14 protein-coding genes are annotated in these 12,932 nt (G+C 72.3%); 6 read left to right on the top strand and 8 right to left on the bottom strand.

Annotation, left to right across the window (positions count from 1 at the left end):
* Positions 1-134 precede the first annotated feature (134 nt).
* A complete protein-coding gene (gene ahbB, locus G495_RS0112825; protein WP_028588139.1) occupies positions 135-611 on the bottom strand; it encodes a siroheme decarboxylase subunit beta in 477 nt (158 codons plus the stop codon).
* A 274-nt stretch (positions 612-885) separates the two neighbouring features.
* Between ahbB and G495_RS0112820 the strand changes: the two genes are divergently transcribed.
* Entirely contained in the window at positions 886-1,878 is a 993-nt protein-coding gene (locus tag G495_RS0112820) for an NAD(P)H-dependent glycerol-3-phosphate dehydrogenase (RefSeq protein WP_028588138.1), read from the top strand.
* Positions 1,879-1,962: 84 nt separating this feature from the next.
* Positions 1,963-3,114, top strand: coding sequence for a multidrug effflux MFS transporter (locus G495_RS0112815; RefSeq protein ID WP_028588137.1), 1,152 nt, complete (start codon positions 1,963-1,965; stop codon positions 3,112-3,114).
* Positions 3,115-3,223: 109 nt separating this feature from the next.
* Here the strand turns inward: G495_RS0112815 and G495_RS0112810 are convergent, their stop codons facing one another.
* From G495_RS0112810 to G495_RS0112795, 4 genes are read right to left on the bottom strand one after another with little or no spacing between them, the layout of a single operon-like run.
* Positions 3,224-3,619, bottom strand: a complete 396-nt coding sequence (locus tag G495_RS0112810; protein ID WP_028588136.1) for a secondary thiamine-phosphate synthase enzyme YjbQ — start codon at positions 3,617-3,619, stop codon at positions 3,224-3,226.
* Positions 3,620-3,629: 10 nt separating this feature from the next.
* Positions 3,630-4,841: a precorrin-6y C5,15-methyltransferase (decarboxylating) subunit CbiE gene (gene cbiE / locus G495_RS0112805; protein ID WP_028588135.1), complete on the bottom strand. Its 1,212-nt coding sequence runs from the start codon at positions 4,839-4,841 to the stop codon at positions 3,630-3,632.
* Complete coding sequence (cbiD, locus tag G495_RS0112800; protein WP_028588134.1) at positions 4,838-5,938, bottom strand: cobalt-precorrin-5B (C(1))-methyltransferase CbiD; 1,101 nt, start codon at positions 5,936-5,938, stop codon at positions 4,838-4,840. The genes cbiE and cbiD overlap by 4 nt, the downstream gene beginning before the upstream one ends.
* Positions 5,935-7,398 carry a cobyrinic acid a,c-diamide synthase CobB gene (locus G495_RS0112795; RefSeq protein WP_028588133.1) on the bottom strand — a complete coding sequence of 488 codons (1,464 nt, stop codon included), beginning with the start codon at positions 7,396-7,398 and terminating at the stop codon, positions 5,935-5,937. The genes cbiD and G495_RS0112795 overlap by 4 nt, the downstream gene beginning before the upstream one ends.
* A gap of 173 nt (positions 7,399-7,571) precedes the next feature.
* Here G495_RS0112795 and G495_RS0112790 point away from each other — a divergent pair, with 173 nt between their 5' ends.
* On the top strand, positions 7,572-7,847 hold the full coding sequence (locus G495_RS0112790) for a helix-hairpin-helix domain-containing protein (RefSeq protein WP_028588132.1): 276 nt from the start codon (positions 7,572-7,574) through the stop codon (positions 7,845-7,847).
* Positions 7,844-8,863, top strand: a complete 1,020-nt coding sequence (gene bioB / locus G495_RS19080; protein ID WP_035252105.1) for a biotin synthase BioB — start codon at positions 7,844-7,846, stop codon at positions 8,861-8,863. Before G495_RS0112790 ends, bioB begins: the two co-directional genes overlap by 4 nt.
* A 252-nt stretch (positions 8,864-9,115) precedes the next feature.
* On the opposite strand, the gene G495_RS0112780 is transcribed toward bioB, so the two are convergent.
* On the bottom strand, positions 9,116-9,973 hold the full coding sequence (locus tag G495_RS0112780) for an AraC family transcriptional regulator (RefSeq protein ID WP_028588131.1): 858 nt from the start codon (positions 9,971-9,973) through the stop codon (positions 9,116-9,118).
* Between the two features lie 147 nt (positions 9,974-10,120).
* Here G495_RS0112780 and G495_RS0112775 point away from each other — a divergent pair, with 147 nt between their 5' ends.
* Entirely contained in the window at positions 10,121-10,600 is a 480-nt protein-coding gene (locus tag G495_RS0112775; protein WP_028588130.1) for a hypothetical protein, read from the top strand.
* A 121-nt stretch (positions 10,601-10,721) separates the two neighbouring features.
* On the opposite strand, the gene mazG is transcribed toward G495_RS0112775, so the two are convergent.
* Both mazG and G495_RS19075 read right to left on the bottom strand, forming a co-directional pair.
* On the bottom strand, positions 10,722-11,552 hold the full coding sequence (mazG, locus tag G495_RS0112770; RefSeq protein ID WP_051445369.1) for a nucleoside triphosphate pyrophosphohydrolase: 831 nt from the start codon (positions 11,550-11,552) through the stop codon (positions 10,722-10,724).
* Complete coding sequence (locus tag G495_RS19075; protein ID WP_051445368.1) at positions 11,549-12,190, bottom strand: CvpA family protein; 642 nt, start codon at positions 12,188-12,190, stop codon at positions 11,549-11,551. Before G495_RS19075 ends, mazG begins: the two co-directional genes overlap by 4 nt.
* A 440-nt stretch (positions 12,191-12,630) precedes the next feature.
* On the opposite strand from G495_RS19075, the gene G495_RS0112760 reads away from it, so the two are divergent.
* Complete coding sequence (locus G495_RS0112760) at positions 12,631-12,891, top strand: DUF4212 domain-containing protein (protein WP_028588128.1); 261 nt, start codon at positions 12,631-12,633, stop codon at positions 12,889-12,891.
* Positions 12,892-12,932 lie beyond the last annotated feature (41 nt).

Raw genomic sequence — 12,932 nt, 5'->3', positions numbered from 1 at the left:
GGAAAAACCCCCTTTTTCTGGCGGCAAAAGGGGGTTTTTCCCCGCCCCCTCTCCCGGACCCTCTCCCCCACCCCTTTTCCCCCAAAATCCGCTCTTTGGGGAGGGGTGGGCGGGTGGCTGTACAAGCCGGGCGGCTAGAAATATTTCATGGAGGTCTTTTTCAGCTCGCGGACGGATTCGAGGACGGCGTAGTCCGTCAGGCCCGTGGCGGCGCTGAGTTCGGCCACCACGCGGGCGTGGTCGCCGGGGTTCTGGCCGTGGATCATGGTGTAGAGCCGGTAGGTCCACTGGGGTGTGGTGCGCCGGATGTAGCAGTGGGAGATTTCCGGGCGCGCGGCCATGACCGCGCCCACGGCCTCGGCGTCGGCGCCCTCGGGCAGGCGCCAGGCGACCATGGCGTTGTGGGCGTAGCCGGCCTTCTGGTGGCGCAGGGTGGCCCCGAAGCGGCGGATGGCGCCGGACTCCTTGAGCCGGGCCACCAGCTCCAGCACCTGCTCCTCGGTGGCGCCCGCTTCCAGGGCGATGTCGGCGAAGGGCGTGGCGCTGTCGGGCAGGTTGCCCTGCACGCGGCGCAGGATGGCTTTCTCGGTGTCGGTGAACTGGATGGCCATGGCGTTTTCCTCGGCGTTGTTCCTGGGTGAAGGCTCCGCCCGGCACCTTGTCCCGAGAGCGCCTTTCCGGTGGCGGGAGGGGATGGGGTCCGGGGAAGGGGAGGGAGGCCCCGCTTTCGGCGCTTGGGGAAAGGGGGGCCTCCCTCCCCTTCCCCGGTGGCCTCGCGCGCCCCGCACCAGCCCTGATAGCGGACCCGGGGCCGGGATGCAAGGTTGCGTGGGGGGCGGGGGGTTTGGTATTGCTGGCCTGCGCCGCGGGGCGCGAGGAGAGTTCATGCGCATAGCGGTAATCGGCGCTGGGGCCTGGGGCACGGCGCTGGCCCATGTGAGTGCCGGATGCGGGCACCAGACGCGGCTGTGGGTGCGTTCGCCCGAGGTTTTGGCGTCCTTGCGCGAGCAGGGCGAAAACGCGGTGTACCTGCCGGGGGTGGCGCTGGACGCGCGCATCGCGGCCACGGACGACCCGGCCTGGGCGGTGGAGGGCGCGCAACTGCTGGTCTGGGCGGTGCCCAGCCAGTTTGTGCGCGCGTCGCTGCGCGCGTTCCGGGCGCACCTGCCTGCGCGGCCGGTGGTGGTCTGCGCCAGCAAGGGCATCGAGCTGGAGACCCTGGCGCCCATGTCGCGGGTGGTGGCCGAGGAGTTGGCGGACCTGGAGCCCCGGTACGCCATGCTTTCGGGGCCGTCGTTCGCGCGCGAGGTGGTGCGCGGAGTGCCCACGGCGGTGGCCCTGGGCTGCGAGGACGCGGCCCTGGGCCGCGAGGTGCGTCAGGCGCTGAGTTCCGCGCGCTTTCGGGTGTACACCAATGCGGACTGCCGGGGCGTGGAGCTGGGCGGGGCGCTGAAGAACGTCATCGCCATTGCCGTGGGCTGCGCCGACGGGCTGGAGTTCGGCCACAACGCGCGCGCGGCGATCATCACCCGGGGCCTGGCGGAGATGGCCCGGCTGGGCGTGGCCCTGGGCGCGCGGGCCGAGACCTTCCAGGGCCTGGCGGGCCTGGGCGACCTGGTTTTGACCTGCACGGGCGACTTGTCGCGCAATCGGCAGGTGGGCCTGGCCCTGGGCCGGGGCCAGCGCCTGGCGGACATCCTGGCGGCCACGCGCACGGTGGCCGAGGGCGTGAAGACCACGGGCAGCGTGCAGCGGCTGGCCCGCGAGCTGGGCGTGGCCATGCCTATCACCGAGCAGTTGCACAAGGTGCTTTACGAGGACAAGGACCCGGGCCGCGCCGTGGCCGACCTGATGACCCGCGACCTCAAGGACGAATAGCCGGGCGGGGCCTGCCGCCTTCCCTTCTCGCGCCGCGCCGCCGGGTCCGCCGGGGCGGGGCTCCTCTCATTGGACGGACGTTCCATGCCCAATCTGGTGCTTATCATTTTGCTGGCGGCCTTCCCGGCCCTGTCCACGGACATGTATCTGCCCGCGCTGCCCGCGTTGCAGGGGCTGTGGGGCATTTCCCCGGCCCAGGCGAACCTCTCGCTGGTGGCGTTCTTCGTGTGCTTCAGCGTCTTTTTGCTGGTCCACGGTCCGCTGTCGGACCGCGTGGGCCGCAGGCCGGTGCTGCTGGGCGGGGTGCTGTTGTACATCGCGGGCAGCTACGCCTGCGCGGCGGCGGATTCCATCGCCATGCTCGTGCTGGCGCGGGTGGTCCAGGCCATGGGCGCGGCGGCGGCGTCGTTCCTGTCCCTGGCCTTGACCAAGGACCTGTACGAGGGGCTGGAGCGCCAGCGCATCCTGGCCATCATCGGGGTCATCGTACCCTTGTGCCCGATGTTGGCGCCCATGCTGGGCGGCTGGATGCTGGAAGTCCTGTCGTGGCGCTGGATATTCATCTGCCAGGGCACCTGCGCCCTGGCGGCGCTGTACGGCGGGTGGCGGCTGCGCGAGCCGGAGTTCACGCGGACGCGGGGCGGGCTGGGGGCGGTGCTGGGGCGCTACGTGGTGCTGCTGTCCAACCGGAGGTTCGTGGCCTACACCTTGGCCTTCGCGGTGACCTCGGCGGGATTTTTCGCCTTCATCGGCGGCTCGGCGGACCTGTACATCGGTGATTTCGGGCTGAGCGAGCGTGCCTTCGGGCTGGCCTTCGGGTTCAACGCCCTGGGGATCATGGCCGGGGCCCTGGCCTGCTCGCGGCTGTGCGTGGGCATCGAGTCGCGGCGCATCCTGCGCTTTTCGCTGTTGGGGGTGCTGGCGGGCGCGGTGGGCATCCTGCTGGGCGGGGCGGCAACACCCGCGGCCTTTGCCGTGCCCATGTTCGTGATGTCGTTTTTTTTGGGCATGAGCCGCCCGCTGGCCAACCACATGACCCTGGAGCAGGTGGACACCGACGTGGGCGCGGCCTCGGCGGTGATGACGTTTTGCGTGTTCATGGTCGCGGCTCTGGCCATGCAGGGCGTGTCATTGGGGCTGGCGCCCCGGCCCGTGTTCATCGGCACCCTGGGCGTGGCCGGGGCGCTGGTGCCCATGGCCGTGCTGGCGCTGCTCGGGTGGCGCCGCCGGGGGTGAGGGGCGGGCGTTGTGTCTCGCGGATGCGCAACAAACGGGCTTGTGTCTCACGAAATGCGTTTCGTGAGCCACAAGCGCATTTGCATCGCGCGGAGGAGACGCAAGGCCGCTACGCTGGCAGGAACTGCGCCCAGAGCTGGCGGGTGCGCGGGCCGTCCCATTCGCAGAAGTAGATGCCCTGCCAGGTGCCCAGGCGCACGCGGCCCCCGGAAACGATGCACGGCAGGGCCGGGCCGAAGAGGCTGGTCTTGACGTGGGCGTCGGAGTTGCCCTCGGCGTGGCGGTAGTCGCCCTGGCGCGGCACCAGGGTGTTCATGGTCGCGGTCACGTCGCGGGCCACATCGGGGTCGGCGGCCTCGTTGACCGTCAGCGCCCCGGTGGTATGCGGGCACCACAGCAGCAGCGTGCCCTCGGCCCAGCCCCGCTGGCGCACCAGCTCCTGGACCTGGGCGGTGATGTCCACCATCTGGGTGCGGGCGCTGGTGACGACGGTCAGCTGGTCCACGGCGGGGCTCCTATTCGGGCTGCTGGGCGGCGACGATGAACACGGGGTTGTGGGCCTCCAGGCGCGTACCGCCCGCCAGCCCGCCGGACTGCGCGGCGGATACCAGCGTCACCTCGCAGGGCCAGCCGTGCTGGGCGAAGAAGGCCTGGGCCTGGGCCAGGGACTCAAGCAGCACCACGTTGGCCACCAGCCGTCCGCCCGGGCGCAGGCGCGCGCAGGCGGCCTCCAGCAGGGCCGTGCCGCCCAGCAGCCCGCCGCCCACGAAGACCCGGTCCGGGTCGGGCAGCTCGCCCAGGCAGGCCGGGGCCGTGCCGTGGTGCACCTCCACCAGGCAGGCCCCGGTGCGGCGCACGTTGGTGCGGATCATGGCCACGCGGTCGGCGTTTTTTTCCACAGCAAAGACCCGCCCGCGCCAGCACAGGGCCGAGGCCTCGATGCCCACGGCGCCGCAGCCCGCGCCCACGTCCCAGACCACGGAGCCGGGCCGGATGCGCAGGGCCGCCAGGGCCGCCGCGCGCACCGGGGCCTTGGTGATCAGGTTGCCCTCGTGGGCGTAGCCCTCGTCGGGCAGGCCCAGGCCAAGGGGCAGCTCCGGCGCGCCCACGCGCTCCAGGAGCACCAGGTTGCGCTTGGAAAAGCTCGTGCTGCCCGCCTCTTCCAGGGTGAAGCGCCGCACGCGCTCGGATTCGCTCTCCAGGTCTTCGAGCACCCACATCAGAAACAGCGGGCCGCATTTGTCCAGGATGGTCTGGGCGATGGCCGAGGGCACGCTGCGCCCGTCGGTGAACACGGCCACCCAGTCGCGCCATTGCAGGGCCGAGAACAGCGGGCCGTAGTCGTCGCGCCCGTGCAGCGACACGGCGGCCACGTCCTGCCAGGGGATCTTGACCTTGGCGGCGGCGGCTTGCAGCGTGCTGATGCCGGGGTAGATGCGCAGGATTTCCGGGCCCAGGCGGTCGATGAGCGTGGCGCCGATGCCGTAGAACAGCGGGTCGCCGTCGGCCAGGACCACCACCATGCGCCCGTCGGCATGGGCGTCGGCCAGGCGTTCGATCACCGCGTCCAGCGGGCTGGCCACGGGCAGCTTTTCGGCGGGGTGGTCCTCGAAAAATTCCAGGATGTCGCGGCCCGCACAGAGCAGTTCGGCGTGTTCGATGAGGCCCTGGGAGTGCTCGGGCAGGTTGTCGGGGTCCTGCCCCAGGCCGACGACGTGGATGGTCATGGTCCGTTTTCTCCTTGGATGGCGCAGAGCAGGCCGCCGTCGAAGCCGTAGACCCGCAGGGCGATGGCCGGGCCGGGCCCGGCGTGGCGCCGCGCGGCCCCCAGGGCCCGCGCGGCCACCTGGGCCAGGATAGCATCTTTTGCCGGATCGGCCAAAAGCATTTCCAGCACATGGCGCGCGGTGACGGCGCGGCGCGCCCCGGCCACGGCTCCGGGGGCCATGCCCGCCGCGGCGCACCAGCGCGCCAGCGCGCCGAAGTCGATGGCCGCCGTGTGGGCGTGGGTGTATTCGTGGCTCTGGGCCATCTTGACCAGCTTGCCGAAGTAGCAGCCCACGGTGACGCGCGCGAATCCGCGCCGGGCCGCGCCGCACAGGGCCAGGGCGAAGAAATCCGCGAACTGCACGAAGGCCAGGGGCGGCAGCGCGGGCAGGTCGGCGCGCAGCAGGGCTTCGGTGCGCCCGCCCGTGGCCAGGGCCGCGTGGTCCAGGCCCTGGGCCCGGGCCACGTCCAGCCCCTGGAGCACCGTGGCTGCCCAGGACTCGTGGCTGAAGGGCCGGACCGTGCCGCGCGTGCCCAGGATGGACACTCCGCCCACGATGCCCAGGCGGGCGTTCATGGTCCTGGTGGCGACCTCCTCGCCGTCCGGCACCTCCACCGTCACCCGCGCCGCCCCGGGGAAGCGGGCCGCGTCCAGGGCTTCGGCCACGGCGCGGCGGATCTGCGCGCGCGGGGCGGGGTTGATGGCCGGTTCCCCGGGGGGCACGGGCAGGCCCGGCAGGGTCACGCGGCCCACCCCGCGCCCGCCCAACAGCTCCACGGCCCCGGGCCGCCCGTCCGGGTCCAGCGTCACCAGCGCCTCCACGGCCCGGCCATGGGTGGCGTCGGGGTCGTCGCCGCCGTCCTTGATGACGCGGGCGCGCGCGCCGCCGTCCTCGGGCAGCACGGCGGCCACGGGCACCAGGAGCCGCCCGCCCGGGGGCAGGGGCGTGTCCACCCGCGCCGGGGCCGCCCCGGTGGCCAGCCACAGGGCCGCCGCCTTGGCCGCCGCTGCCGCCGCCGTGCCGGTGGTGAAGCCCTCGCGCAGCGCGCGGGTCACGGCGCGCCCTCCCAGGCCCGGCAGGCCGCCACCAGGGCCGGGGCCACGTCGGGGTTGGAGGCGAAATGCGCGTGGATGTAAGTGCCCAGGGCGTTGCCCACGGCGAAGCCCTCGGCCTGGTCCGTCCAGCCGTCGCGGGTGCGCACGCGGTAGAGCAGGCGCAGGGCGTCGGCGTCCTCGTCGCTGGCGCCCTGCGCCGGGCCGTCGGCGATGTGCGAGTAGTGGAATTCGTGGCCGCGCAGCATGGTCCAGGCCGGGCCGAGGATGCCCGCCTCGCGCGTGACCACCTCGCGGTAGCCCAGGGCGCTGCGCCGGGCGGCCATGGCCGCGCGCAGGGGGAAGACCCCGCACATGGGGTGCTCGGTGCCCGAGGCGTCGGTGAGCGCGCGCATGAGGTACATGAATCCGCCGCACTCGGCGTAGACCGGGGCGCCCGCCGCCGCCAGGGCGCGCACGGCCCGGCGCATGGGCGCGCCAGCCGCCAGCCGCGCGGCGTGCAGCTCGGGGTAGCCGCCGCCCAGGTACAGCCCGCGCAGCCCCGGGGGCAGCCCGGCATCGGCCAGGGGCGAGAAGAACACCAGTTGCGCCCCGGCGGCCTCCAGCAGGCGCAGGTTTTCGGCGTAATAGAAGCAGAAGGCCGCGTCGCGGGCCACGCCGATGCGCACCCGGGGGGCAGGGGCGGAGCAGGGAGGGGCGGAGAGAGGCGAGGACGGAGCCGGACGCGCGGCCTCGCCAGCATCCCCGGCGGCCTCGGGCGGCGCGGCGGGCTCCAGCTCCGCCGCCAGGGCCAGCACGCGGCCCACGTTGCATCCGGCCAGCATCCAGTCCGCCAGCCGGGCCACGGCTTCGGGGCCCAGGCCGTGGTCCTGCGCCGTGACCAGCCCCAGGTGCCGCGAGGGCAGGGCCAGGGCTTCGTCGCGGCCCAAAAGCCCCAGCACGGGCACCCCCGGCAGGGCCGAGGCCATGGCCTGCTCCAAAAGCTCGCGGTGCCGCGCCGAGCCCACGCGGTTGAAAAGCACCCCGGCCAGCCGCAGCCCCGGGTCGAACCCCGCGAACCCCGCCACAACCGCCGCCGCGCTGCGGGCCATGCTGCGCGCGTCCACCACCAGCAGCACCGGCGCGCCCAGCCATTTGGCCAGCTGCGCCGTGGAGCCGTCCTCCCCGGCGCCGTCCGCGCCGTCGAACAGGCCCATGACGCCCTCGACCACGGCCACGTCCGCCCCCGCGCTGTGGCGCGCGAAGACCTCGCGCACCCCGGCCTCGCCCATCATCCAGCCGTCCAGGTTCTGCCCGGTCCGGCCCGTGACCAGCTCGTGGTAGCCGGGGTCGATGAAGTCCGGCCCGGCCTTGAAGGGCTGCACCGTCAGCCCCCGGTGGCGGATGGTCGCCATGAGTGCCAGGGCGGCGGTGGTCTTGCCGCACCCGCTGTGCGTTCCGGCGACGACGATGGTTCGGGGCATGGGCGTGTGGGGTTGGGGTTGCGGGACGCCAGGAGCGAACAGGGCCTGCGGCCTTGGAAAAGGGGCGCGGGTCGGGCCATGGTCGGGCAAACGCGGCGAAAGTGCAAGGGCGGGGTGGGGGCGGGCGCGCCCGCCAGCTTGCCAGCCCCGGCCCGGGGCTGTAAGACCGGGCCATGGACGAACGCGAGAGCATGCGGGATCTGCGGCGCATTCCGGGCGTGGGGCCGCGCATGGCGGAGGATTTGCTGCGTCTGGGCTACAGGCGCGTGGCGGAGCTGGCCGGGGCGGACCCGCAGCAGATGTACGAGCGGCTCATGGCCCTGGAAGGGTGCCATGTGGACCGCTGCGTGCTCTACGTGTTCCGCTGCGCGCAGTATTTCGCGCGCACCGAGGGCCAGGCCCGCGACCCGGAGCTTTTGAAATGGTGGAACTGGAAGGACGGGCAGTGAGCGGATATTTCGAGGACGTGGGGCGGCGGGTGCTGGCCGGGGCGGCCCTGGGGCAGGACGAGGCCATGGAGCTGGGGCGGCGCGTGGGCGCGCTTGCGGCCCAGGGCGGCGAGGCGGCCCGGGCCCTGCTGGACGCCGCCCGGCGGGTCAAGGAGCGCCACTTCGGCCCGCACATCGGGCTGTGCTCCATCGTCAACGCCCGCTCGGGCGCCTGCTCCGAGGACTGCGCCTTCTGCGCCCAGTCGGCGCACCACAACGCCCGCCAGCGCGGGGCCTGCCGCGAGTATCCCTTCATCGGCCTGGAGGCCGTGGTCCAGGCCGCCCGGGCCGCCCGCGAAGCCGGGGCCACGCGCTTTGGCATCGTCACCAGCGGCAAGGCCCTGGGCGGGGCGGATTTCCAGGAACTGCTGCGCGCCGTGGCCGCCGTGCGCGCCCTGGGGCTGGCCGCCGACGCCTCGGTGGGCATCCTGCCGCGCGGGCGCCTGCAGGCCCTGCGCGACGCCGGGCTCGGGGCCTACCACCACAACCTGGAGACCGCGCGCAGCTTCTTCCCGCACATCTGCACCACCCACGCCTACGACGAGGACGTGGACACCGTGCGCCACGCCGTGGACCTGGGGCTGTACGTCTGCTGCGGCGGGCTCTTTGGCCTGGGCGAGGGCTGGGAGCACCGCGTGGAGCTGGCCCTGGAGCTGCGCGCCCTGGGCGTGCCCTCCGTGCCCGTGAACTTTTTGACGCCCATCCCGGGCACGCCTCTGGAAGGCCGGGCCCTGCTGTCCGCCGACGAGGCGTTGCGCATCGTGGCCCTGCTGCGGCTGCTGCTGCCCGACCGGCATGTGCGCATCTGCGGCGGGCGGCCCGCCGTCATGGGCGCGCGCAAGGCCGAACTGCTGACCTGCGGCGCCAGCGGCATCATGGTCGGCGACTACCTGACCACCCCCGGCGAATCCGTGGCTGCGGACCTGGCGGACCTGGAGCGCCTGGGGCTGGCGCCCGAGCCGCCGGACGTGGGCTGAAACGGGCCGCCGCCGGGCGGGTTTTTGGCCCGGACGGGCAGGCGGGAAACCCCTTGGCCTGGCCGCTCGAAGGGTGGGTCGCAGGCCGGGGCGCGGTCCGGGGCGCGGGCCGGTGGATCAGCGCCCGGCTTTGCCCTGGTCCTTAAAAAGGATGGGGTCGAGGCGCGAAAAGACCGAGCCCCCGCGGCCAAGATGGACGCGGGGGCCTGGATTTTTTGGGCGACACGGGAGGGCCCCTGGCGGGGCGGCCCGCTAGAGCAGGGGCACCCAGATTTCCGTGAGCAGTTCCTGCGGGGGCGTGATGGCAGGGTCGCGCAGGTAGATTTCCACGCTGGGCTGCGGGCTGAACTCGCGCCCGCTGCCCGGGCCCCAGACCCCGCAGACGTGGGCGTAGGTCGCGTGCATGGTCTCGTAGGGCCCCTGGTGCAGGACCACCGCGTACTGCCCGCCGCCCACGGTCTTCACGCCCACGTCGCCCTCGGGCCGGGTCTGCGGCGCCACGGCAATGCAGGCGTCGTAGCGTACCCGCTCGGGCGGGGTGGACTCGGGGTCGTCGTGGGACAGGCCCAGAAAGCGGGCCTGCGGGCCCAGCAGGCCCCGGGGCCCGGCCCAGGCGCACAGGCGCTCCCAGGCCGCGCCGCAGCCCATGTAGGGGCCCGTGTGGCGCACGTAGGCCACGGTGGTCTCGGGCAGGGTTTTCACGTTCACGTCCATGGTCGGTTCTCCCTTGTGCCGGGCTGCGGTGCCCGGGGTTGCGGTTGCGCCCGCCCGCGCGGCCTCGCGCCAGCGGCTGGGAGCCATGCCGAACTGCGCCCGGAAGGCCCGCGAAAAGGCCTCCAGGCTTTCATAGCCCGCGTCCAGGGCCACGCGCGTCACCGGCAGGGCGGTGAACTGCAGGCGGTGCCCGGCGCGTTGCAGGCGCAGCCGCCGCAGGTGCGCGCCCAGCGATTCGCCGACCATGCCCGTGAAGATGCGGTGGAAATGGTACGGCGAGAAACAGGCCACCCCGGCCAGCTCCTCCAGCGAGGGGTCGTCGTCCAGGTGCCGTTCCAGGTGGTCGAGCACCCGGTTCAGGCGCTCGGCGTAGGTCTCGCGCAGTTCGTCGTTCATGGCGTCCTCCTGGGGCCCGTATAGCGGACCTGTGCGCGGCCCGCCTGACCGCCTTTGCTTTTCCGCGCGCGCCCGGGGGTTGACTCCCGGCCCGGGGCGGCCTACTTGAGTGGACCCCCAGGGGGCAACGCACCACAGGAGAATCCCATGTCCGACCTGATGACCCGCGCCGTGGCCGATGTGGCCGAGGTGATGAAGTTCGAGAACTGGCTGCGCTTCTACTTCGTCAAGGAAGAGGAAGGCGAGGCCGTGCGCATCGAGATTCCCGCCGAGATCATGGAGCACCTGAAAAAGACCCAGGAGCACCTGGCCGGGCTGGCCGAACAGTACAACGGCGAGCTGGTGGACTACCAGAAGTCCTGCACCGACACCTGCGCCCATGTGGCCCTGGTCTACGACGGCAACAAATACCCCCCCGGCACGGTGACCAGCGTGTGGGACACCAAGGCCCTGAAGCTGGAGATGTACCTCTTCGGCCTGTGGATGCAGGGCCACGAGGCCCAGCTCGACGAGGAGTTCATGGACTTCCCGGCCTGGCTGTCCGGCTTCGAGCAGTGGAAGAACACCGCCGAGGTCCAGGACTACCTGGACCGCCTGACCGACGTGGGCCAGCGCGCCAACCAGTAGCCCCCGCGCCAGTTTCCTTTCAGCGCAAAAGGGCGAGGCTCAGGCCTCGCCCTTTTTGCATTTCCTGGGGGCAGTCCTTTTCGCGCGTCCTGCCCGCTCGGGCCACAGCTCCCCGCGCCCCCTACTTCTTCACCTGCTCCCACAGCGCGTTCATCTCGTCCAAAGTCAGTTCGGCGATGTCGCGGCCCTGGGTGCGGGTGGTGTCTTCCATGGCGCCGAAGCGGGCCAGGAATTTGGCGTTGGCGTCGTCCAGGGCGGCGTTGGCCTTGATGCCGTGGCGGCGGCCATATTCCACGAGGCTGAAGAGGTAGTCTCCGAACTCCTCCTGCATCCGCGCGGGGTCGGCGCTGGCCTTGGCCTGTTCCCACTCGCGCCATTCGTCGGCCATGTGCGCGGCCTGCTCGGCGTCGGTGGCCCAGGTGAAGCCGGTGCGCGCGGCCTTGGAGTTGATGCGGTAGGCCTTGAGCAGCGGCGGCAGGCCCTTGGGCAGGCTCTCGAACACGCGCTTGGGCTGCTCGTCGGCCTCGGCTTTCTCGGCGCGCTTGATGCGCTCCCAGTTGCGCAGCAGCTCTTCCTGGCTCTCCAGCTTCAGGTCGCCGAACACATGGGGGTGGCGGCGGATCATCTTGGCGGCGGAGTAGCGCAGGGAGTCGGAGAAATCGAAGTGCCCGGCGCGCTGGTAGAGGGTGGCCACGAACAGCAGCAAGAAGGCCACGTCGCCCAGCTCCTCCATGACCTCGGCGCGGGTGTCGGGGCAGGAGCGCTCCGGGGTGTCGGCGCGGATGGCCTCGGCCAGCTCGAAGCTCTCCTCCACCACGTAGTCGGTCATGGTCTGGGGGGTCTGCTTGCGGTCCCAGGGGCAGCCGTTTTCGGCCAGCAGGGCGTCGATGACGGCGAAGAGTTCGCGCAGGGCTGGGCCGTGGTCCGGGGCGCAGGTGGTGTCGGGGGTCATTTCTTGGCGTCTTCCTCTTGCTTGGTGATGGCCTGGCCGATGGCGTCCAGCAGCTGGCGGGCCTGGTCGGTCATGGCGGGATCCTGGTTCTCGGGGGCGTCCTGGCCCTGCGGCCCCAGGGCGGGGACGGGCAGGGCCTGGGGCAGCATGCGCAGGGGGTCGAAGTCGGCCATGCCCTCGGGCATCTTCTCGCGCAGATATTCGGCGCCGGGCCGCAGGTAGGGCACGGCCTGGGAGCGCTGCACGAAATCGGCCTCGGGCAGGAAGGTCAGCAGCCCGGCCAGGATCACGCAGCACAGCAGCCAGGCCTTGGCCAGACCCACGGCCAGCCCGCCGGGCATGTCGATCCAGCCCACGGGCGAGGCCTTGAGGATCTTGGCGATGATCCAGGTCAGGATCTTGACCGCGAGCATGACCCCGAAGAACACGACGATGTAGGCCGCGAACTGGGCCACCCCGGGGCTTTCCACCCACTGGTCCAGGTGCGGGGCCACGGCGGGGCCGTGCTCGGCGGCCAGCCACCAGGCGCCGATGACCCCCAGGGTGGACAGCACCTCCTTGAGCAGGCCGCGAAACAGCCCGCGCACCCCTAAAAGCAGGGCGAGGGCGCCAAAAACGATGTCGAGCATGCTGATCATCGGCGTGTCCTTTCGCCCCTGGGGGCGGGGAGGTGCGTTCACGGCCAGGGAAACGGGCACGGGCCCTGGCCTTTGCCCCGGGGGCGGGGCAGCGCGGGCGCCGGGTCCGGGCGCCCCATAGCCTGTAGCAGAGTCGGGCCCAAAGGTGAACAGCCGCCGCAAGGCGGTGAACGGCGCGGCGCCGCACTGCCCTGGCCGGGGCCCGCGCCGGGCCCCGCGCGGCCCAGCGGCGCCCTGGCCCTGTGGACGGCGCCCACGGGCCGTTGAACGGCGGGCCCCGAACGCGCCCGCCGCCCGCCCGGAGTTTGGGCCGTTCACCGAAAATGGCGTGCAACCCCGCTTGCGGCCCCGTAGACGGGAGGCATGGACACCCGGGGGCCCCGCCCCCGGGCGCACCGGGCCGGGGCCCGGCGCACAGGCAACAGGACCGGGGGTGACCCATGACACAGGCACAGGGCTCCATGCGCGACTACTGGCGCAGGAACGTCGGCTACATGACCGTCTTGCTGGCCATCTGGGCGGCGGTCTCCTACGGCTGCGGCATCGTCTTCGTCGAGCCGCTCAACGCCGTGACCATCGGCGGGTTCCCGCTGGGCTTCTGGTTCGCCCAGCAGGGATCCATCTTCGTCTTCGTGGTGCTGATCTTCGTCTACTACCTGCTCATGCTGCGGCTCGACAGGAAGTTCGACGTCCACGAGTAGACCGGCGGCAACCTCGCACAAGGTCGCCCACGGGCGACGGG

The organism is Desulfocurvus vexinensis DSM 17965, assembly GCF_000519125.1.
GTDB lineage: Bacteria > Desulfobacterota > Desulfovibrionia > Desulfovibrionales > Desulfovibrionaceae > Desulfocurvus > Desulfocurvus vexinensis.
The sequence above is the reverse complement of the archived record's forward strand: the minus strand, read 5'-3'. Positions and strand labels throughout refer to the sequence as shown.

What these genes read in the sequence shown, in the direction of transcription:
- ahbB (WP_028588139.1), bottom strand. Translation starts at nt 611, where the DNA reads ATGGCCATCCAGTTCACCGACACCGAGAAAGCCATCCTGCGCCGCGTG.
- G495_RS0112820 (WP_028588138.1), top strand. Translation starts at nt 886, where the DNA reads ATGCGCATAGCGGTAATCGGCGCTGGGGCCTGGGGCACGGCGCTGGCC.
- G495_RS0112815 (WP_028588137.1), top strand. Translation starts at nt 1,963, where the DNA reads ATGCCCAATCTGGTGCTTATCATTTTGCTGGCGGCCTTCCCGGCCCTG.
- cbiE (WP_028588135.1), bottom strand. Translation starts at nt 4,841, where the DNA reads ATGACCATCCACGTCGTCGGCCTGGGGCAGGACCCCGACAACCTGCCC.
- G495_RS0112795 (WP_028588133.1), bottom strand. Translation starts at nt 7,398, where the DNA reads ATGCCCCGAACCATCGTCGTCGCCGGAACGCACAGCGGGTGCGGCAAG.
- G495_RS0112790 (WP_028588132.1), top strand. Translation starts at nt 7,572, where the DNA reads ATGGACGAACGCGAGAGCATGCGGGATCTGCGGCGCATTCCGGGCGTG.
- G495_RS0112780 (WP_028588131.1), bottom strand. Translation starts at nt 9,973, where the DNA reads ATGAACGACGAACTGCGCGAGACCTACGCCGAGCGCCTGAACCGGGTG.
- G495_RS0112775 (WP_028588130.1), top strand. Translation starts at nt 10,121, where the DNA reads ATGTCCGACCTGATGACCCGCGCCGTGGCCGATGTGGCCGAGGTGATG.
- mazG (WP_051445369.1), bottom strand. Translation starts at nt 11,552, where the DNA reads ATGACCCCCGACACCACCTGCGCCCCGGACCACGGCCCAGCCCTGCGC.
- G495_RS19075 (WP_051445368.1), bottom strand. Translation starts at nt 12,190, where the DNA reads ATGATCAGCATGCTCGACATCGTTTTTGGCGCCCTCGCCCTGCTTTTA.
- G495_RS0112760 (WP_028588128.1), top strand. Translation starts at nt 12,631, where the DNA reads ATGACACAGGCACAGGGCTCCATGCGCGACTACTGGCGCAGGAACGTC.